Source organism: Planktothrix sp. PCC 11201, assembly GCF_900009135.1.
In the GTDB taxonomy this organism is placed as follows: Bacteria; Cyanobacteriota; Cyanobacteriia; order Cyanobacteriales; family Microcoleaceae; genus Planktothrix.
Genome location: NZ_LT797693.1, coordinates 416,111 through 436,287 on the forward strand (window position 1 = coordinate 416,111; position 20,177 = coordinate 436,287).

At 38.3% G+C, this 20,177-nt stretch carries 20 protein-coding genes; 12 read left to right on the forward strand and 8 right to left on the reverse strand.

Features of this window, described 5'->3' with window-relative positions; genetic code table 11:
• The first annotated feature begins 80 nt into the window (after positions 1 to 80).
• Positions 81 to 1,175 carry a RuBisCO accumulation factor 1 gene (locus PL11201_RS06750; RefSeq protein WP_079677808.1) on the forward strand — a complete coding sequence of 365 codons (1,095 nt, stop codon included), beginning with the start codon at positions 81 to 83 and terminating at the stop codon, positions 1,173 to 1,175.
• Between the two features lie 129 nt (positions 1,176 to 1,304).
• Here the strand turns inward: PL11201_RS06750 and PL11201_RS06755 are convergent, their stop codons facing one another.
• Positions 1,305 to 2,192 carry a DUF4349 domain-containing protein gene (locus PL11201_RS06755; RefSeq protein ID WP_079677809.1) on the reverse strand — a complete coding sequence of 296 codons (888 nt, stop codon included), beginning with the start codon at positions 2,190 to 2,192 and terminating at the stop codon, positions 1,305 to 1,307.
• 50 nt (positions 2,193 to 2,242) lie between these two features.
• On the opposite strand from PL11201_RS06755, the gene PL11201_RS06760 reads away from it, so the two are divergent.
• Entirely contained in the window at positions 2,243 to 4,654 is a 2,412-nt protein-coding gene (locus PL11201_RS06760) for an ATP-dependent helicase (RefSeq protein WP_079677810.1), read from the forward strand.
• Between the two features lie 365 nt (positions 4,655 to 5,019).
• On the opposite strand, the gene PL11201_RS06765 is transcribed toward PL11201_RS06760, so the two are convergent.
• Complete coding sequence (locus PL11201_RS06765) at positions 5,020 to 5,217, reverse strand: hypothetical protein (protein ID WP_079677811.1); 198 nt, start codon at positions 5,215 to 5,217, stop codon at positions 5,020 to 5,022.
• A 191-nt stretch (positions 5,218 to 5,408) separates the two neighbouring features.
• On the reverse strand, positions 5,409 to 5,624 hold the full coding sequence (locus PL11201_RS06770) for a hypothetical protein (RefSeq protein ID WP_079677812.1): 216 nt from the start codon (positions 5,622 to 5,624) through the stop codon (positions 5,409 to 5,411).
• A gap of 286 nt (positions 5,625 to 5,910) precedes the next feature.
• Between PL11201_RS06770 and PL11201_RS06775 the strand changes: the two genes are divergently transcribed.
• Positions 5,911 to 6,147, forward strand: coding sequence for a helix-turn-helix domain-containing protein (locus PL11201_RS06775; protein WP_079677813.1), 237 nt, complete (start codon positions 5,911 to 5,913; stop codon positions 6,145 to 6,147).
• A complete protein-coding gene (locus tag PL11201_RS06780; RefSeq protein ID WP_079677814.1) occupies positions 6,140 to 6,892 on the forward strand; it encodes a hypothetical protein in 753 nt (250 codons plus the stop codon). The genes PL11201_RS06775 and PL11201_RS06780 overlap by 8 nt, the downstream gene beginning before the upstream one ends.
• Here the strand turns inward: PL11201_RS06780 and PL11201_RS06785 are convergent.
• The gene (locus PL11201_RS06785) at positions 6,882 to 9,365 is read right to left on the reverse strand and encodes an N-6 DNA methylase (RefSeq protein ID WP_079677815.1); all 2,484 of its coding nucleotides are present in this window, start codon (positions 9,363 to 9,365) and stop codon (positions 6,882 to 6,884) included. The genes PL11201_RS06780 and PL11201_RS06785 overlap by 11 nt on opposite strands.
• A 180-nt stretch (positions 9,366 to 9,545) precedes the next feature.
• Between PL11201_RS06785 and lysA the strand changes: the two genes are divergently transcribed.
• From lysA to PL11201_RS06800, 3 genes are all read left to right on the forward strand, one after another.
• Positions 9,546 to 10,934: a diaminopimelate decarboxylase gene (lysA, locus tag PL11201_RS06790; RefSeq protein ID WP_079677816.1), complete on the forward strand. Its 1,389-nt coding sequence runs from the start codon at positions 9,546 to 9,548 to the stop codon at positions 10,932 to 10,934.
• A gap of 166 nt (positions 10,935 to 11,100) precedes the next feature.
• Positions 11,101 to 12,015, forward strand: coding sequence for a diadenylate cyclase CdaA (gene cdaA, locus PL11201_RS06795; protein ID WP_079677817.1), 915 nt, complete (start codon positions 11,101 to 11,103; stop codon positions 12,013 to 12,015).
• Positions 12,012 to 12,761: an isoprenyl transferase gene (locus PL11201_RS06800; protein WP_079677818.1), complete on the forward strand. Its 750-nt coding sequence runs from the start codon at positions 12,012 to 12,014 to the stop codon at positions 12,759 to 12,761. Before cdaA ends, PL11201_RS06800 begins: the two co-directional genes overlap by 4 nt.
• A 167-nt stretch (positions 12,762 to 12,928) precedes the next feature.
• Here PL11201_RS06800 and PL11201_RS06805 read toward each other — a convergent pair whose 3' ends face one another.
• From PL11201_RS06805 to PL11201_RS06815, 3 genes are all read right to left on the reverse strand, one after another.
• Entirely contained in the window at positions 12,929 to 13,201 is a 273-nt protein-coding gene (locus PL11201_RS06805; RefSeq protein WP_079677819.1) for a DUF3143 domain-containing protein, read from the reverse strand.
• A gap of 78 nt (positions 13,202 to 13,279) precedes the next feature.
• Positions 13,280 to 13,750: a J domain-containing protein gene (locus PL11201_RS06810; protein WP_079677820.1), complete on the reverse strand. Its 471-nt coding sequence runs from the start codon at positions 13,748 to 13,750 to the stop codon at positions 13,280 to 13,282.
• 430 nt (positions 13,751 to 14,180) lie between these two features.
• Positions 14,181 to 14,891 (reverse strand): pentapeptide repeat-containing protein, encoded by a 711-nt coding sequence (locus PL11201_RS06815; protein ID WP_079677821.1) that lies wholly within the window; start codon positions 14,889 to 14,891, stop codon positions 14,181 to 14,183.
• A 239-nt stretch (positions 14,892 to 15,130) separates the two neighbouring features.
• Here PL11201_RS06815 and PL11201_RS06820 point away from each other — a divergent pair, with 239 nt between their 5' ends.
• Entirely contained in the window at positions 15,131 to 16,465 is a 1,335-nt protein-coding gene (locus PL11201_RS06820) for an IS701 family transposase (RefSeq protein WP_079676739.1), read from the forward strand.
• Positions 16,466 to 16,649: 184 nt separating this feature from the next.
• On the opposite strand, the gene glyA is transcribed toward PL11201_RS06820, so the two are convergent.
• Positions 16,650 to 17,933: a serine hydroxymethyltransferase gene (gene glyA / locus PL11201_RS06825; protein WP_079677822.1), complete on the reverse strand. Its 1,284-nt coding sequence runs from the start codon at positions 17,931 to 17,933 to the stop codon at positions 16,650 to 16,652.
• Between the two features lie 196 nt (positions 17,934 to 18,129).
• Between glyA and PL11201_RS06830 the strand changes: the two genes are divergently transcribed.
• From PL11201_RS06830 to PL11201_RS06845, 4 genes are all read left to right on the forward strand, one after another.
• On the forward strand, positions 18,130 to 18,327 hold the full coding sequence (locus PL11201_RS06830) for a hypothetical protein (RefSeq protein ID WP_079677823.1): 198 nt from the start codon (positions 18,130 to 18,132) through the stop codon (positions 18,325 to 18,327).
• A gap of 129 nt (positions 18,328 to 18,456) precedes the next feature.
• Positions 18,457 to 18,933, forward strand: a complete 477-nt coding sequence (locus tag PL11201_RS06835; protein ID WP_079677824.1) for a Tic20 family protein — start codon at positions 18,457 to 18,459, stop codon at positions 18,931 to 18,933.
• A 170-nt stretch (positions 18,934 to 19,103) separates the two neighbouring features.
• Positions 19,104 to 19,451 (forward strand): 30S ribosomal protein S6, encoded by a 348-nt coding sequence (rpsF, locus tag PL11201_RS06840; RefSeq protein ID WP_079677825.1) that lies wholly within the window; start codon positions 19,104 to 19,106, stop codon positions 19,449 to 19,451.
• 142 nt (positions 19,452 to 19,593) lie between these two features.
• Positions 19,594 to 20,151, forward strand: coding sequence for an Npun_F5560 family protein (locus PL11201_RS06845; protein ID WP_079677826.1), 558 nt, complete (start codon positions 19,594 to 19,596; stop codon positions 20,149 to 20,151).
• The last annotated feature ends 26 nt before the right edge of the window (positions 20,152 to 20,177 follow it).

The following is a 20,177-nucleotide window of genomic DNA, read 5'->3' on the forward strand; positions in this document are numbered from 1 at the left end:
GGCGGGGCGGATGTCAAATACTAACTAACTTGATATTTTGAAACTGTTCTGTCCTTGAAATTGATTAATTCTCTATAATTATGACTCAAACACCACAAGATTCTTCCCCATTTATTTCCTCAACACCCGATCCATCAGCAGATCCGGCTAAATTAATACAATTATTACGGCGGAAAGAAGGAAATTGGGTGGAATGGGGCGATGCCTGTGCTAAATTACAAAAATCCGGTTATAATCCTCAACAAATTTTTGAAGAAACGGGTTTTGAACCGATTCAACAAAATCAAGTAATTGTAGCAGGGCAAGTTTTTTCATCCTTAATCAAAGGCAATTTATCCGAAGAAATTCAATCCCATTTCCAAAACCGAGGAAGCGATATTTTATATGAATTTCGTATCCTGAATCAAGGAGAACGGGTGATGGCGACTGAATTTTCAGATCAACGCAAATTAGATGCGGATGAAGCCCGAGAATTAGCTAAAGCCATCAAAGAATTTTCTCGATTTTCGATTCTCCCTCCTGGTTTTTCTGAGCATCCTGGGGATGCTTTAGCCTATCAAGCCTGGAAAGCTGCCCGACAACATCATGATTTACAACAGCGATCACGTTTAATTGCCAAAGGATTAAAATATGCGCACTCCCAAACCGCCCGAGAAATCATAGAACAACTGTTAACGGATTTTTCGATTACCGCCAAAAAATCAGCACCTCGTTTACCTATTTATCGTTTAGAAACGGAAGAAGATCTACCCCGTTTAATTCCGGTCGCGGGGAAATTTCCCTTAACTCCATCGGATTTTAAAGCCGTTCCTTTGATTGAAGAATTAGGGGAATTTAGGATTGTTAAATCATCAGGAAATGCAGCTTGGGTAGCGGTTCCCGGGTGGCAAGTCGTCAGAAATGCGGAAGATCCAGTTGTAATTTTAGGAAATAGTGCTAATTTACCGAATCCCCTACCCGGTAAATCAGAACCGATTTTAATTTTAATTGATCGCGCTCAACGAGAATGGGATATTGATTCTTATTTCTTAGTTGAAGAAGCCGAACATTTGGAATTACGATGGTTTGATGAAACTCCTGCTATTCATTTACTGGGAAAATTGATTTTAATTATGCGTCCTAAGAAGGTCTTAGATGAGGATCAAATTCATGATGTTTGGCAAATTGATGAATAGGAAAAATAGCTTGATATTCCCATAAAATTTATCAAAATCAAATGCAGTGCGAGCGTCCCCGCTCGCTATTTACACCCAATAAATCCTAAAATCCGTGAAATCCGCGAAATCCTCTTAAATCCGTGATCCCTATTTCATTCTATTGTGACGATACCAACGATAACCATAAATTCCTCCTCCAACAATTAATAAATAGGGACTAAAAGCCAATAACCATAAAACCAATCCCACTAATAGCCAGGTAAATTCACCCATCCTATGAGTTGCTTTTCCCCAAGTTTCTTGGACTCTTAAACCCAAATTGTCTGGAGCCGGAGTCACGGAAACTAATGATTCAATCCTTAAATTAATCGTCGAATAAGCCACTTGATTTTGTAAATTTCTTAACTGAGCATCAATACGTTCAATGGATTCTCGAATTGTACTTAATTCATTAGCCGCCTTCAAAACATCCCCAACCGAACCCGCGCGCTCCATAATTTTTAAGATCATTTCCTCCGATTTCCGTAAATTTCGCAGTCGCGCCTGAACATCCACTAATTGATCCGAAACATCCTCCGCCGTAATCATTTGATTTTCTACGGTTCCCAACTTGGCTAACGCATTTAAGGTGGTTTCTAAGCGCTGTTGCGGCACTCTAAATTCTAAATAAGCGGTTTGACGCTGACTATTATCCGGGGATTTCTGAGCTTCAAATTTTAAAATATCCCCTTGCTGTTTTTTTATAATTTCCGTAATTGATTCCGTGGTTTGATGAATTGATTGTACGATTAAGGTTAACTGAGCACGCTTAATTAGTTGGGATTGTTTTTTAGGTTCCGGGGTCGTTTGTTCTGGTGCAGAATTAGCCATTTCCAGACCCTCTGCGGCGGCTAAAGGTGCAGGTGCGCTGGCGGGAGCAATCTGTTTAGCTTTATTCGCCTGAGCGCAACTCGATAAAGCTAAAATTGATACCATTAACCCTAAAATAAATCTGGGCTTTAATCCAGTCTGAGAGCGAATTTGATTAGGATTCATAGTGTTATATTCCTATTATCGTTGATTATTCACTTAATATTGAGCCTAGCATGACAGACGATTTTGATCTCGATCCAGTTTCCTCTCTTAATTCTATCCTAACCCCGGAAATAGCCTTATCTGATCCAACAACGAACCCATTAGAAAATATTGATCAAATTCGTGCATTCCGAGATCAAAAAATTAAAGAAATTTACCAAAGTTTGCGTCCGGGTCAACAACAAATGGCCGATTGGAATGGGGGCCCACTAGCTATTTCTGCGGTTCCAGGGGCTGGGAAATCAACGGGAATGGCTTTTGCTGCGGCTTTAGCGATCGCTCGTCATCAACTCCATTCCCAGCGTCAATTAGTGATTGTCACCTTCACCCGTTCCGCCGCCGCTAATATTCGCGCGAAAGTGAGTCAAGAACTCAAACAAATGCGATTACCTTTAGGGGGATTTGTGGTTCATACTTTGCATGGTTTAGCCTTGAATATTGCGTTAAAAAACCCGGAATTATCGGGGTTGAATTTAGACAATTTTACTTTAATTTTACCCACTCCCAGTAATCGAATTACCCGCAGTTGTGTAGAACAGTGGATCATGGCTAATCCTCGCCATTATCAACGATTAATTGAGGGGGTTCAATTTGATGGAGAAGAAACCGAACGCTTAAGGCGACAATCGGTTTTAAGGACTGAAGTTTTACCAAATTTAGCTTGGAAAGTGATTCAAGAAGCCAAAAGTTCAGGACTGCGACCGCAGGATCTAACGAATATTTCCGAACAAATTCCTGATGATTATGAAACCTTAAAAATAGCTGCTGGATTATATGAAAATTATCAAAATATATTACGATCACTGAATTTTATTGATTATGATGAGATGATTTTAGCCGCCTTACGAGTATTAGAAAATCCCACAATTCGTCAAGTTTGGCAAAATCAAGTTTTTGCTGTTTTTGAAGATGAAGCCCAAGATTCTACCCCGCTACAAAGTAAACTATTGAGAAATTTAGCTAGTTCTTCTGAATCAATTACTGATGATTTAGAAACTTTAAATTTAGTTAGAGTCGGTGATCCAAATCAAGCGATTAACTCAACATTTACTACGGCTGATCCAATTTATTTTCGTCGATTTTGTCATGATTGTGAACAGTTGGAACGATTAGCTACCATGGATCAAGCTGGACGCAGTAGTTGTATTATTATTGATGCTGCTAACTATATGTTATCCTGGGTCAATCGTTCAAAATTAGCTGGAAATGAACAACCGTTTAGGGAGCAAATGATTCGATTAGTCGGATTTCATGACCACCAAACTAATGCCAATCCCCCAGCCTATGATCGAGGTTTAGAACTATGGGAAGTGGCGGATATTTATCAAACTGTTGAGTTAATTGTTCAAAAAATTGTGACTATTCTTGAAGATGATCCTCAAGGAAAATTTGCAATTTTACTCAGAGAGAATAAACAGGGAGAGTTTATTTCTAATGTTTTTAATCATCCCCAATTATATAATATTAAAATTCCCGAAGATTTTCAAACCAAAATTCGGATTTATGATGCCTCCCAACAGGCACGAAATTCTCAAATTCCGGCAGAAATTTTATCTTTATTACAATTTTTAGATCGTCCCCATTCACCGGATTACTTAAAATTAGCCTTAAAAGTATTAGGCGATCGCAATTTAATTCCTAATTTAGATTATAATAAAATTGCAATTCATCCCGAAGAATTTCTTTATCCCGGCCCCCTTGACCCACCACAATCGGAAGAAATTCGCCAATGTCGTTATTTTTGTTGTCAATTATTGCAAGCCCGTTTAGAGCTTCCACCCTATCAATTGATTTCCTTTTTAGCCCTATCCTTGCAATACGAAAAAACGGAATTAGCCACGGCGGATAAATTAGCGGAACGGATTGGTAAAAAAACTTTTGGTAACCATTCCATGGGAACAATTTTAGATGTTTTAAACGATATTGTCAGTTCTGAACGGTTTGAAACCGTGGATATTGATGAGGAAGCAACCTCTAAAGACAGTCCCTATACCCGGGAAGGTCAATTAACATTAATTACCATGCACAAAGCCAAAGGATTAGATTGGGATTATGTGTTTATTCCCTTCTTACAAGAGTCTACAATTCCTGGGAGTTTAAGAGTATTACCCCAAGCCAAATTTTTAGGAGAATTTACCCTTTCGGAAGTAGCCCGCGCCCAAATTCGAGCCGCTGCTCACGGACAAGAATTAATTCCTGATATAGCCACAGCTTGGGAGCAAGCCAAAGATTTAAAAACCGCCGAGGAATATCGATTACTCTATGTCGCCATGACCCGAGCTAAACGTTTTTTATGGATGTCTGTCTCGCGTTTTTCCCCCTACAGTTGGCATAAACCTGAAAATATGCAGGAACAAAAACCCTGTCCAGTTTTTATTGCTTTAAAACAACAATTTCCTCAACATTTTTTAGAGCCATTTTAAAAAGATACAAATAATTATTTGCTCTAATTAGACTTGATATAAATTGTCTCCCTCCTTAGTAGGTTTGAGTTTGAACTTTTTTGAACGTGATTAACACTGATCATAATCAATGCTATTAAAAGAGCAATTAAAAATCCTATAACTTGCCAAGAATTAGATTCCGAGAAACGCTGATTACAAGTTGCACAAAATTTATCATTAGGATGATCTGGATGGTTGGTAATATTACATTTGGGGCGACCACGCCGATTAACTTGACAGGCCATAATCTTGTCCTCTTAACAATAATTAAATTGCAGGAAAAAACGATTTTAAAACTGTTTTAATTTGCATAAAATTAGATAATTTCTAAGAAATTAATTCCCTCATGCTGTAGGAACAGTAGGTGTCTCCTCATCTTGGCTCTGATTTTCATCAACAAAATTTAAAAAATGGGTTTTACCGTTAATTTGAATCCCGTTAAAATTGATTTTGGGGTGTTCTGAGTTGAGACGGGTTTCTAATTGACTTAATCCTAAATTGCCTAAGAAAACAACACACACAAGAGTTAAAAAAGTATTCATTTTTCTTTGCACCTTTGGTTTTTCAGTTGTTAATCTTTTAAACGGACAACAGATTCTGAATATTCCATTAACTCAAATATTTTTTTAAATTAAGATTTAAAACTATTTGCCAAATCTTTTAAAAAGAAAAAATACCATCTGCTAATTCAAGTTAGCAGAGGTTTAATCCATATATAATTTATTTTAAAAATTCAAAGTTTTATTTCAGAAAAAACCATATCTAACTGCTCACGAGACTGTTGGCGAACTTGACCTTGTATGACTGCATATTGTAAGTTGGTAAAGGCATTTAATTCAGAGACTCCATATTTTGTCCCCTGTAAAAGTATTCGTAACTTTTGTTCATCTTCCAGGGTTAAATAACCCGTTTCTAAAATATTTTTCACAAGTTGGCAAATTTGGCTCATTTCCCTCAAAGATACTGTTAATTGTGGACTAATCTTGATAACGTCAAGGAGATTAAGAATATTCCAACTAACCCAGAATTTCTTGGGAGATATCCTTTAAAACTTCATCCTCTCAAAATAGATTTAGTTTTCCGACGACAACTCGACAGACAAAAATGCCGATCAGATAAGTAAATTTACTCTGTCCCAAAATTAACATTATTAAAAATCCGTAGTCATACTTCGTTTTTTGGCAACACCAGATGCTGTAGTCTGTAACCTCAGTTGTGAAAACGAGGCTTAAATTATAGGTCATCTTAAATTTTTATTTGGTCGCCGACTAAAAAAATTAAGAAAATCTCAGAAGTTGACTCAAGAAAGTCTAGCTGAGTTAACAGGTTTATCTGTAGAATTTATTAGTTATATTGAAAGAGGAATTCATGCTCCTTCATTTGATACCTTAGAAAAATTATCAGAAGCCTTAAAAGTCTCGTTTTCAGAACTATTTAATTTTGAACAAGATCGAGATAAGATTGATGAATAAACCCATAGAAAAAAATATCATTCAACAGCAAATTAACGAAGGCAAAATACGATATACAAATGTACACCGGAAAACTATAGAAGAACTTTTGCTAATCATCAATTTACTAGCAATTCAAGAGAATAAAATCTCTACAGAAAATGTCAATCTACTCTACTCAGGAGTAAGAAGTTTATTTAAAAACCATTTACTTTTAGCTGGATTTGATCAAAAAAAGATCGACGCTATTAGTACAAAATTCAATGATTCTGGGCCACGTTCAGCCCCTTGGAAACCGAATTCCAGTCGTATACCAGGAAGACCGCAAGATGGTCAAGATGGTAATAGAATTAATCGTTGGGAATTGCCGAAAGATCATAAATTTTATGCTACTGAAATTGATGCTAAATTAGTAGGAGTCAAATACTTTTTACAGGCGTTATCAATGGAAGGTGCGCCACTTTTACCACCTAATTCCATACAAAATAGTTTTATTTGGTTATTAGGACATCAAGTAGAACCGGGTCAATGTCTCGATCCCATTCAATTAGAACCTATCTCTTTTTCAAGATTCATTAAATATCCTAGAAGCATTGAATCTGGTCATGTAATTCCTTTAGATCGGGGTGGAAAACATATACCCTCAAATACATTTTTAATGGAAAGTCAAAGCAATAGAATTCAAAATAATTTAACTTTAGATGAGTTATGGGTATGGATAGAAAAAATTCTGCGGAAGCACAAACCCGAACTATTTAAAGAATAAATTTTTCTATTGTTTCTGTCGTATTCTTGATCAAATTTGCTGCTTCATATCTGAGAAGATCAGCTTTTAAGATTTGATCACCAATTTTATTAGCTTTTTCTACACTTTTAGGATATAACACAGGAATTAATGAAATATGACTACAATTAATTTCATCAATAACCGAACCAAAAATACCGTCTTTTAATAATCTTTGTCCTATTTGGCTTTTGAGATATCCATAGAGATACCCCGGGTTTAATTTATCAGGATTTGGTACAATTCTAATAATATGTTCTGATGCTGCAAAACCCTCCCAATCTTGAGGGACGGTTGCTACTATTCCAGTTGTTCCACTGCGAGTAATCAAAATCCAACCCGCTTTTAATGCTAATTCATTATAGTGCGGACTACTTTTTAAAATTCTTTTTTCGGTTACGGGAATTAATTGGGTAATGTTTGCACCCCCTAAAAAGGGAACAGAATTATCATGATCCAAATTATCTGTATAATCTCGCTTAAAACGCCCAGGATAAAAAATCTTATCTACTAATTCTCCTAATGTTGAAATAGTAAAATCAGGATTTTGTTCCGTTATTGTCACTAATTGTTGTTTTAAATTAGAAGATTTTGGTTCATAATAAGCTGCATTTAAACGAATATTGTTAGAATGTGTAATAGATTTTGAAGAAATTATGAATGCTTTTTTAGTAACTTTACTTGGATCATTTGCTTTTAAAAATTCTTCATAAGCTTGGCTAATTTCAGGTAAGTCTATATCTACAATAGTCTGTTGATCATCTTTAAAGACAGGTTTTCCTCTGCGATCATGTCCAATTTTTATAGGTCTAGCCATAAAGATAGGATATTCGGGTTCATCTTCCCATAAAGGATTGGGTTTTTCTCGTTTTTGAACAACTAATAATGCTCCTTTTGTTCCTGTATAAGGTTGAAAAGTATCTTCAGGAAGATCAATAACAGCTATAATTTTACAATGAGTAATTAACCATTCTCGCACAAATTCTTCTTGAGGGCCACTGAGGATTTGATAAGGAAAAACAAGTACCATTTTACCTGTTTCATGTTTCAATAAATCTAAATTTCTCTCAATGAATAAAATATCAGGAGAACGGGGAACAATTTTTTCTGTAGATATCCATTGATCTTGATGCTTTTTCCATGATCTTGCTAACTGAAAAGATTGTAAAATCTCTAAATTTTTAATAGTAATTTTAGTTCCAAACGGAGGATTTCCTACCATAAACATTTTTGAATCAGGTGAAATTCGATCTAATAGTTGGCTTTTCCAATGTTGAAAAGGAAGTAAACTATCTTGATTTTCTACTATTTTTTGAGGGAGTTTTTCCAATTCGGGTGATGTGTTAGAAATTTGGACAAGATCTTGGTCAACTTCTAAACCCAACAATAAATCGGAAATTAATTGGTTTTGTTTAGATTGATCAAGAATTCCTTTTTTTTCTGCTGATTTTATAATAATTTTTCTGGCTTGGTGTAAAAATCCTGATGTCCCACAACTAATATCAGCTAATGTTTGATGGTTTTCCCCTGTAAATCCAACTAAATTTAATGCTAATTCAATTACAGGTCTAGGAGTAAAAAACTGTCCCCCTTCTCTTTTCATGATATAGCTTCTGAAGGTTTCTAAAGCATCACCTAAAACATCGCTAGGAGTTTGACTTAAAGATATTCCTTCTAAATGAAATACAGTATAATAAATTGATTCATGATCTAACTCTAAAGATCTAATTTTGTGACAATCATCTTTGTTTAAATTATATTTATGGAGAAGATTTTTTATCCTTTCAGCAACTTGATTAACGGCATCTAAATTAGGAGTAATTTGATCATCATATTTTTTATATAATTCTTTCCCTGTCAGACAAAATTCGCATTGATCATCAACTTGTTCCTCATCAAATTTTTTAATTAATAGTAATTTTTGAATTTCGATTCCTAATCTTGAAGGAATCCGAATATTACTATTTCCATAGAGGTGATCATGGAGATTGGCTAAAATAGATTTTAAATTATAACCAGGTGACAAACTAGATTTTAAACGATAATAATCTGGATTTGGCAAATTTTCTATTTCTTTAAAATGAGGAATAAAGGGTGAAATCTCATGATAATTTTGATGATTATCCAAGGCAAATACTCTGATAATATCTTTTTGTTTAAAGATTAAAACCTTGGCTCCTGAATATTGCCATTTTTCCAGTAATTTAGCGTTTAAATTCTCTAAAGAGTCAATAATTTTAATCACCAAAATAGGATTGATATGCAATACAGAGTTTTCAGGCAAAACAATAATATCACCTAAAAAAGTCTGACCATTAGAACCCCAAAAGTTGCTATTGAATAATATATTTTTATTGGGATACCCTAAATCACATAATTCTTGAATTATTCTTTGGGTTTCTAAATTAGGAATATTATTTTTATTGTTTGCCTTAAATTCAGCTTTTTTTTGCATAGTCAAATATAGAGATTAAAAGTGCAAAACACCCTAATCTATCTTAAACCACCAGCAAAAAAACTCAACATAAACGCCTATCATTCTTGTAAATCAGCCAATATTCGATAGCCAACACCAGACACCCGTGCAACTTTACGCTAAAATCTGATCTATAGAAGTGTTAATATAGTATTTCCTGTGCAAAATTCTGGACTGCAATACCTATCTGCATCAACGGATGCCTTAGAAACCCGATCGCCTAATCAACAACTATTTCCTTTGACAGCAAAAGTCAATCCGCAAGATCACTTAGAAATTGGCGGTTGTGACGTTACCGCCTTAGTCAAACAATTTGGCACACCCCTTTATATTGTTGATGAAACCACCCTGCGAACCGCTTGTCAACAATACCGGGACGCCTTCAAACAATATTATCCTGGTGAGTCCCTAGTCCTGTATGCCTCCAAAGCCTGGAATTGTTTGGCGGTTTGTGCTATTGTGGCTTCCGAAGGATTAGGCATTGATGTCGTATCAGGAGGTGAGCTCTGTACCGCCCTCCAAGCTGGAGTTGCACCGGAGAAAACCTACCTCCATGGGAATAATAAATCCTCGGAAGAAATTCAATTAGCAATTGAAAATGGGTGTACCGTTGTTGCGGATAATTGGTTAGATTTACATACCCTCGCTAAACTGAGTCAGCAGTCTATCGTTGCTCATCCCATTCGGATGATGATTCGGTTTACCCCAGGAATTGAATGTCATACCCACGAATACATCCGCACCGGACACTTAGATAGTAAATTTGGTTTTGATCCCGGTCAACTGGATGAAGTCTTTGAATTTATTAGTCAGCAATCGGGTTTATCTTGTATTGGAGTTCATGCTCATATTGGCTCCCAAATTTTTGAATTGCAACCCCATAACGATTTGGGCCATGTGATTATTGATACTTTAACTAAAGCCAATCAACATGGTTTAAATATCTCAGAAGTCAATATTGGTGGTGGTTTAGGCATTTGCTATACGGAGTCAGATGATCCCCCAAGTATCGAAGATTGGGTAAAAATTGTGACTGAATCCGTTATCAAAGCCTGTGAACATAAACAATATCCCCTGCCGAAATTATTATGTGAGCCGGGACGCTCTGTTATTGGCTCTAGTTGCGTTACAGCTTATACTGTAGGTTCTCAAAAACAAGTTCCCGGAATTCGGACTTATATTGCTGTAGATGGCGGGATGTCCGATAACCCTCGTCCGATTACCTATCAGTCCTTGTACCGAGTGGTTTCAGCTAACCAAATGTCTGCACCCATGACCGAAACCGTTACCGTTGCAGGAAAACATTGTGAATCTGGGGATATTTTAATTAAGGATGCTCAACTTCCCAAAGTTGAATCTGGGGATATTCTCGTGGTTATGGCAACGGGAGCCTACAATTATAGTATGGCCTCTAACTATAATCGACTGTCTAAACCGGCGGCAGTTTTGGTTAATAATGGCGATGCTAATGTCATTATTGAACGAGAATCTTACCAAGATTTAATCCGTCAAGATCGACTCCCAGAACGCTTAACCATAAATCGTTAAGGGTTGCCGAGGTGAACTACAAGATCGGTGTCAACAATTGCCAAAAACTCATGCTGATCGCCGAGCTCTGATTCCCCTAAGTCCCCCTTTTTAAGAGGGACTTTGATCCCCCCCTTTTGTTAGGGGGTTGACTCAGGCTTCTATTAATTTGAGCAAAATTCGATGAATGCGGCGTCTAGTCATGACTAAGCAAGGAATTCCTCCCTGGTTAATTCAAAGTCTTGATATTGGATTAGTTTTTGCCGTCGCTTATGTGGTTTTGGTCATCATTGGAGAACGTCGTACCCTTTGGATGGTGCGTGGGTTTATTATTCTAATGTTGGCAACGGCCATTAGTAACTGGGCAAATTTAAAATTATTGCATATTGCCCTGAATAGTTTAGTTACAGGTTCTGCCGTAGCGATGGCAGTCATATTACAATCAGAATTCCGCGAATTTTTGGAACAGTTGGGTCGCGGAGAAGTTTCACAGTTGTTTGGTCAGGGTCGCCGTGTCATTCCTGAACCCGATGGGGTTATTGATCAACTTGTAGAAGCGGTTAAAGAACTCTCCCAAAATCGTACAGGGGCATTAATTATTATTGAAACCGGAAGTCCCATTGATGAACGGGATTTTTCTGTCCCAGGAGTCAAACTCAATGCCGAAGTTTCCAGGGAATTATTACAAACTATTTTTCAACCTAAAACCCTCCTCCATGATGGGGCGGTATTAATTCGGGCGTCTCGGATTGCGGCGGCTGGGGTGATTTTACCTCTATCGGAACGCATGGCGTCCCGACAATTGGGAACTCGTCATCGGGCGGCGATGGGAATTACGGAACGAGTGGCAAAATGTATGTGTATTGTGGTGTCGGAAGAAACGGGTTCAATTTCTCTGGCGGAAAAAGGAATCCTCAACCGACCCTTAACTAGCAGTAAACTAAAAGAGCTATTAGAAGCTCGTTCTTGGACATCCAATGATGACGGAACTGTTGCTTCGATTTCTATTACCCATTGGGGAAACCGCATGGGTTACCAAGGATGGGCTTTAGTGTCTCGCCTATTCCGTCCTCGATCCAAAGCTTCTCGGGAGAAAAAATGAGTGCTAAGACAAGGGTTATATATGAATTACCCGTAGATTTAGACCAGAACCGCTTGCCTAAACACATTGCTGTGATTATGGATGGCAATGGTCGCTGGGCGAAGCGTCGAGGTTTACCTCGAACTATGGGCCACCGTCGGGGAGTCGATTCCCTCAAAGAAGTCTTACGCTGTTGTCGAGACTGGGGTGTGGCGGCACTAACGGCCTATGCTTTTTCTACGGAAAATTGGGGACGTCCTTTAGAGGAAGTAGATTTTCTCATGGCATTATTTGAGCGGGTTTTAATGCGAGAACTGCGAGAAATGATGGAGGAGGAAGTGCGAATTCAGTTTGTCGGAAATTTGGCAGCACTCCCTAAATCTCTACAGGAAAAAATAGAATATTCAATGGAGGAAACGAAACAAAATAAGGGGATTCTCTTGACAATTGCCACTAATTATGGTGGGCGACAAGAAATTTTAAAAGCCTGTCGAGAGATTGCAACTCAAGTCAAACAAGGGTTAATTCTACCGGAAGATATTGATGAAACTCTGTTTGAAAAACATTTATATACCGCCGAAATCTGTCACCCTGATTTATTGATTCGTACCAGTGGAGAAATGCGAATTAGTAATTTTTTATTATGGCAACTCGCCTATGCAGAAATTTATGTAACTGACACTCTTTGGCCTGATTTTGATCATACGGAATTGCATCTAGCATTGTCTTCCTATCAAAAACGGGAACGTAGATTCGGCAAAGTTTGAATCGTTAATCAGTAAGCGGTCATCAATTAACTAACAACTAACAACTAACAACTGATAATTAACAACTGATAACTAACAACTACCAACTGATAATTAACAACTGATAATTAACAACTGATAACTGGTAACTGATAACTGGTAACTGATAACTGATAACTGATAACTGATTAAGGCCCCCCAAATATAGCAGCTTCAAGATCTCGGCGCGGAAGGGAATATTTAAAAGAACGTTGAATATCTTGACCATTGGTTGTAGCACCGATATAACGGACTGTAATTTGGTCAACTTCTAACCATAAATCCGCTGTCCAATTTTGGTTTCCAATGCGCCAATAATGGAGTTCTTTTTTATCCTGTTCACCCCCATGAGAGCGTAACCATTCTTCAATATCGGGTAGGGGATGATTATATAAAGGTGTCTCTGAACTCGGCAAAGTCATAAATAAGAAGAAAGAGAGCTAATTTATATTAGGTATTGATTATAGCATTTTTGATCAATTCCAACCAATACATAAATATTAATAACGAGTTAAACTAATAAAAATTGCTAACAGGATACATCCAATAAAAGTTAATCCCATTAGAAATAATGAAAAAACTTCTCCAGAGGAAAGAGGACGATCTGTTGGGTCTAAATAGGCAGAAGAAGAATGAGAACGATTGTTTTTAGAATAGGGTTGATTTAAGTCCGTTGGAACCTGAATTAAATGATATCGAGAATAGCCAATTTTTTGATCATAGGACTGACGCCGATCTGGGTTACATAAGGTGGCATAAGCTTCATTCAGTTTCTGAAATTTTGCCGTGGCGATCGCTTTTGATAATGTTGTCGTATCAGGATGATACAGTTTACTCAATTCTCGATAGGCGCGTCGAATTTCTATCGGGGTGGCACTGGGATGAACCCCTAACAGGGTGTAATAACTAGAACTCAGTGCCCGATGGTTTTCGGGTTGTTGCTGTTGAGATGAATTTCTGGGAGAAGTCACGGCTATCCTAACTCTACATCATGAAACAGTTCCGTTTATTATACAGAATAAAGCCAGAAAATAGGCAACCCGAAAACAGGTAGAGACGCCATATCTAACGCCTCTACACAACGGTGGGATCTGTACTATTTTTTATTCATCTGATTTCTCCAATATTAGCATGGGGGCCATTAGTCATCAAAACAATTCGATCAGACATATAAATTGCCTCATCCACATCATGGGTAATCATCATTACCGCTTGACGATTTTGTTCCGCATCTTTGGGAATTTCTTTAAGTAATTAATGATACTGACTATTCAGAAAATTATTATACAAACAGAGTATTATTTATTATTTGTTAACAGGGAAAAAAATGATTAGGATTTTCTTCCCTGGTTTGGGGAATTTTTGCTGAACTAGAACAGGACTGCTGGTCATGGATTAGGATTAAAAACCAACCTCTAACATATCTATTCCTGATGGACGAACATCTCCTCTCATTCCATCATTAAAAGTATTATTTGGGCGGGAAAAAGAATTTGAATCAATGGGTTTAAGTGGGTTAAAAGTTGGATTAACCATCTCATCCAAATATTCTTGATTATATTCAAAGGGTTGATCGGATTCTGGCCCCCCAAAAGGGAATACTAAACGATCAGGGTCTCGTCCAATTGTTAGTTCTTCTGGCCTTCCTAAATCCTGGGCGTAACCTCCAGGAAGTTCAGCCATCTGTAAAGTAGGAATTGCAAATTCAGTTCCAGTTAAATCTGCATTCAACAGATTTGAACCTTCTAATTGAGCTTGAACTAAATTAGCATTAGTTAAATTAGCATTACTAAGGTTAGCATGATTAAATTCAGTCTGATTTAAAAACGCGCCCTCTAGGTTGGCAGATGTTAAGTTTGCTCCGGTTAAATCTGCACCTTCTAAATTGATATTAGCTAGGTTTGCACCCGTAAGGTTAGCATCTCGTAAATCAACACCAATCAAATGAGCACCGCTTAAATTAGCTCCTCTCAAATCACACCCTTGACAGAATCGGGTTTCTAATAATTGTTTAAGATCATTAGGATTTTGTGAATAGGCTGGAGTCGTGACTCCTAAACCGAGTAGAAGCACTGTGGCGGCTCCAAAAACTGCTGTGGATAGGATTTTCATAACTGTATCCTCCGCTTCGGCCACCGAAAAACTACACCTAATAGTTTTCGTTTTTCTTATTATAGCAAGAGGCAATAGGGAATGGGCAATGGGCAATAGGTAAATACTTACTATAAGTAGCTTTTAGCTTTCAAGAATGTCCTAATAGATGTGGCAACTGCTATATCCCTCTTCTGTCAGTCTCCTAGAAGTAAAATTAGAAAATAAACCACATGGGTAGCTAGAAGGGGGATAGGGTAATGGATGTAGAATTACAGATTATCAAACATTTAGCCAGAGATGCACAACCAACAGTTTCAGTGATTGATGAATATTGTCAAGGTTATAAAGACCTATTCCCTGAAGTTAGAAGTTACGAATGTTTTAAATACTTACATCTAGGAATCATCTCACCAATTCCGAGAAAATCTTTACCGGAAATTGCTAAAATAGTAGGAATTAGGTCGCCGCAATCACTCCATCATTTTTTAGCCAATTCGCCTTGGTCAGCAAGGGAATTAAAGGAAAGAAGATTAGCTCGAACTCTAAAAGCATTGAAAGAAGAGAAGATTATAGTAATAATTGATGAAACAGGAGATAGGAGAAAGGGTAAAAAAACCGACTATGTAGCCCGACAATACTTGGGAAGTGTGGGCAAAATAGATCGGGGAATAGTATCAGTTAATGCTTACGGTGTTTATAAAAATATAACTTTTCCTTTAGTGTTTAGAGTATTTAAACCCAAAGGAACATTAAAAGAAGGAGATGTCTACAAAACTAAGATTGAAATCGCATCAGAAATCCTAACAGAGTTGGTTGAACTGGGATTTCAAATTGAATTGGTATTAGCAGATAGCCTTTATGGTGAAAGTAGTTCGTTTATCAGTACATTAGATAAATTTGGATTACCTTGGGTGCTGGCAATAAGAAGTAATCATGGAGTCTGGATGTCAAGCGAGGAGAAAGTTAGAGCAAACAAATGGTGTAAATTTGAGAGAGTTTTTAGCAATGGAGAATCAGAAACCCGATATATTAGAGAAATTATATTTGGAAAAAGAAGTCCGAGAACCTATTGGGAAATCACCACAGATCCAGAAACAATGCCAGAAGCCTCAACTTCATTTGTCATGACAAATTTAACAGAAAATAGGAACCAGATAAAAAAGACATTAGGTAATTTATACGGGTTAAGAACATGGGTGGAATATGGATTTCGACAATGTAAACAAGAACTGGGTTGGACTGACTATCGGTTGACGGATTTTCAAGATATAGAAAAATGGTGGGAAATCATTTTCTGTGTGTATTTAATGATTAGTTTCAACTCCGAAGTTTTCCGGTCTTTAAGTCAAGGAAGTCCCAGAGAATCGGAGAGCAAAAAAAACACCACAGATTGCTCGAATCACCAACAATGGAATCATAAAGAGGGATGGAAAAATGTTTTAAATAATTTGCGTTTAATAATTCAGCCTACTATTATATTGTGGTTGATTGCCCCGTGGTTAGATGTTTTTCCTGATCGTTATTTATTGCTTGGGTTTCATAAATTAATTCAGAATATTAATCAATTTCAATCTTATTTTCCCAATGGATAACTCTACTTTTTATTACTTGTTGGTTTCGGAGACTGACAGAAGAGGGATATAAGCCCAATCAAAGTCTAAATCCCCAACCCATTAAGAAAAGTTAATAAAAGAAAAAGCGATCGCACTTTTGATAAGTTGGAGAGCGATCGCTAACTTTGAAAAAACGATACTTAATCAATCCGTTTAAATCCTACTAAGCTAAAGCCGGAACTTTCAAGCTCAAATGGGGATATAGAGGAAAGCGATCGCACAAATTCGCCACCCGTTGACGACAGGCTTCGCTGATTGCTTCATCTTCCGGGTTGAGCAGACGATCTGCAATAATATTCCCAATTTCGATAAATTCCGTTTCTCCCATCCCCCGGGTGGTCATAGCCGGAGAACCCAACCGTAAACCACTGGTGACAAAGGGAGATTCAGGATCAAAGGGAACAGTATTTTTATTCGCCGTAATATTAACTTCAGTAACCAGTTGATCCGCCCGTTTTCCAGTCATATTCACCGACCGTAAATCTACTAACATCAAATGATTATCCGTACCACCGGAAACAATTTTTAAGCCTCGGTTTTGTAACTGAGTAGCCAGGGCCTTCGCATTAGCAATCACTTGACCCGAATAGGTAGAAAATTCCGGTTTCAGGGCTTCCCCAAAGGCAACAGCTTTCCCCGCAATAACGTGTTCTAGGGGGCCACCTTGACTGCCAGGGAAAACAGCTTTATCCAATTTTTTGCCCAGTTCGGCATCCCGACTTAAAATCAATCCACCCCGGGGCCCTCTCAAGGTTTTGTGAGTAGTGGTGGTGACCACATCACAGTAGGGAATCGGGTTAGGATGATGACCCGTTGCCACTAACCCCGCAATATGGGCAATATCGGCCATTAAATAGGCCCCGACTTCATCAGCAATCGCCCTGAATTTCTCAAAATCGATAATCCGAGAATAGGCCGAATACCCACAAATGAGCATTTGGGGTTTATGCTGTTTGGCCAGTTCTAAAATCAAGTCATAATCCAGTTGTTCGGTTTCCGGGCTAACCCCATAATGACAGGCTTTAAACCATTTACCAGAGACATTGACCGGAGAACCATGGGTTAAATGTCCCCCATGGGATAAGTCCATCCCCATGATCGTGTCACCTGGTTTGAGCATCGCCAGGAACACCGCAAAGTTGGCTTGAGCTCCCGAATGGGGTTGAACATTGGCACTGGCGGCTCCGAACAGTTGTTTGGCGCGCTCAATGGCTAATTGTTCGATGCCATCGACAAATTCACAACCGCCGTAGTAGCGTTTTTTGGGAAGCCCTTCGGCGTATTTATTGGTGAGCACCGACCCTTGGGCTGCCATTACCGCCGCCGAGGTAAAGTTTTCACTGGCAATTAATTCTAGGTGTTCCCGTTGACGACAGAGTTCATGCTGAATCAGATCAGCAATGACGGGATCAGTTTCAGATAAGATTTCTAGGTTAGACCGACTCACAATAAAATTCCTCTTAATTAGACAATTTGATCACCGATTTAAACGGATTAGGATTATCCCTGATTTTAAATCATAACTTTACTGTGCTGATGGTTGATTCCAAAATTGTATTAAGTTGTGACTCATTTAGCCGAATCCCCTACAACTATCGACTTAAAATGGAAATTATAGTTGGGCGTCTGTCGGAGGAATCATTATGCTAGTCATCTTGATGGATAACCAGATACTTGCTTCTCAACAAGTTTGTCAGGGATGTTTATTAGCCGATCAAAGCGGTCAACCTCGTTGGAGAGGGGGGCAGTTGTCCTGTGGGCATTTAGTTCGTCCCTCCATCAACAATCAACCGAGTCAGTACGAGTGTCAGATGGGCTTCCGCATCGCTAATATTCAGTGAGATCAAGACCTGATTACAGGTACAGTCTAGGCTTCTAAGAATCAATTCCCGGCTTTTCTTCCTAACATCCGACCCCAATCTCTGGGACTGCGCTATCCTGGGTTTAAGAGATACTCAGGAGAATTGGTTATGACTTGGCGCGGAACCACGACAGTACGCGATCGCATTTTTGCCGCCCTACCCTATCTACTGCCTTTAATGGATGGGTTGCCCTTTGGACGCTTTTTATTCCAACAGTTTCCAGTTTTACAAATTATTACATTGCCTGTTATTCCTTTGATTTTCCTTTATCAATACATTCCTTTCGCTGGATTTGTTGTGTTTATCGGCCTGTATATGTTAGTGGTTCGCAATGAAAATATTCCCCATTTCATCCGATTTAATACAATGCAAGCCATTCTGATTGACATTGTTCTGATTTTATGCACGTTAGTGTTCCAGGTATTCGGCAGTATTCTTTTACAAGGATTTGTCGGTCAAACCCTTTACAACATGATATTTCTGGGGCTTTTAGCAGTATTTTTCTATTCTGTGATTCAGTCTTTATCTGGGAAATATGCAGAAATTCCCACAATTTCTGATGCTGTTTATATGCAAGTTCGGTAATAGGGAATGGGGAATGGGGAACTTTACCCTCTGGGTTTGAGCATCCGTTGATGTCCTAATCGTGGGTTGCGAGACTACTATTAACGTAAATTGTCACCCTAAACCTGATACAATCAGAGATCCTTGCTTCTGAATCCAGAAGCCCCGTTGTCCACAAGGAGAATCACAGCATGAAGCCTTTTGTTTACGAAACGATGTATATTCTGCGCCCCGATCTCAATGATGAGCAAGTTGGTCAGTCTATTGGCAAATACGAAAACATTCTTAAAGAGCAAGGCGGACAGAATATCAAAATTCAAAATCGAGGTAAACGACGTCTAGCCTATGACATTGACAAGCATCGGGAAGGCGTTTACGTTCAAATGAATTATGAAGGCCCTGGGGCTCAGATCGCTATTTTGGAAAGAGCTATGCGAATTAGCGATGAGGTGATTCGTTATCTGACTATCAAGGAAGAAGTAACGGTCGAACCTGTCGAAGCCACGGAAGCGGAACCCGAATCTCAAGAGGCTGAATAGATTAAGAACACAGTAGAGACTCTCCCTGGAACATCTCTACTGTGTTCTTCCTCTACTCCGTTTTTTTCACCCTTGCCGATTCGGAATACTAAGAGTATTTTAAGAGTAAATATAAAGAATAAATTTATAGGAGCCGTTAATCATCGTGAGCCAAGCTAAAAGTCAAACGCCACAGGATTTACAAGCTGAAGTTACTCGTTTGAACGAGGAGCTACAAATGCGGGAGCAGTTGATTCAACAGTTATCCCAGGAACTTTTCCGTTTGGTAAAAGGGGATGCTAACTTATTACCAAGCCCGGAGGTTTCTGAACGTCATCAAGTGCAAATGGTGGCCTTGCGCGAACAACTGCAAGAGATGGAGCAGCAAGTTAAGTTTTATCAAGGACAAATAGCCGAACGAGATACGGAAGCCTATCAACTCAGACAGTCAGTGGAGGAGTTAACAGACCGTTCTCGAATGTTGGAACAGGTCGTCCAGGAGTTACCCGGGGTATACCGTCAGAAGTTCTCAGAACGTCTGAACGAAGTCATGGAAAAAGTTGAATTACTTCAACGGGAAAATAAACAACTCCATGCGGAATTACAAAGTGTCAGCTATCGTTTAGCCCAGAAAAGTCGCCGTCCCAGTGGCTTGGATTTACCCAGTTTTCAGAATCGAGGTTCGGGCTCTGTTGAGATTCCCACCTTGGGTAATGCTTGATTATTGATAGCTTAAAAATTATCCCC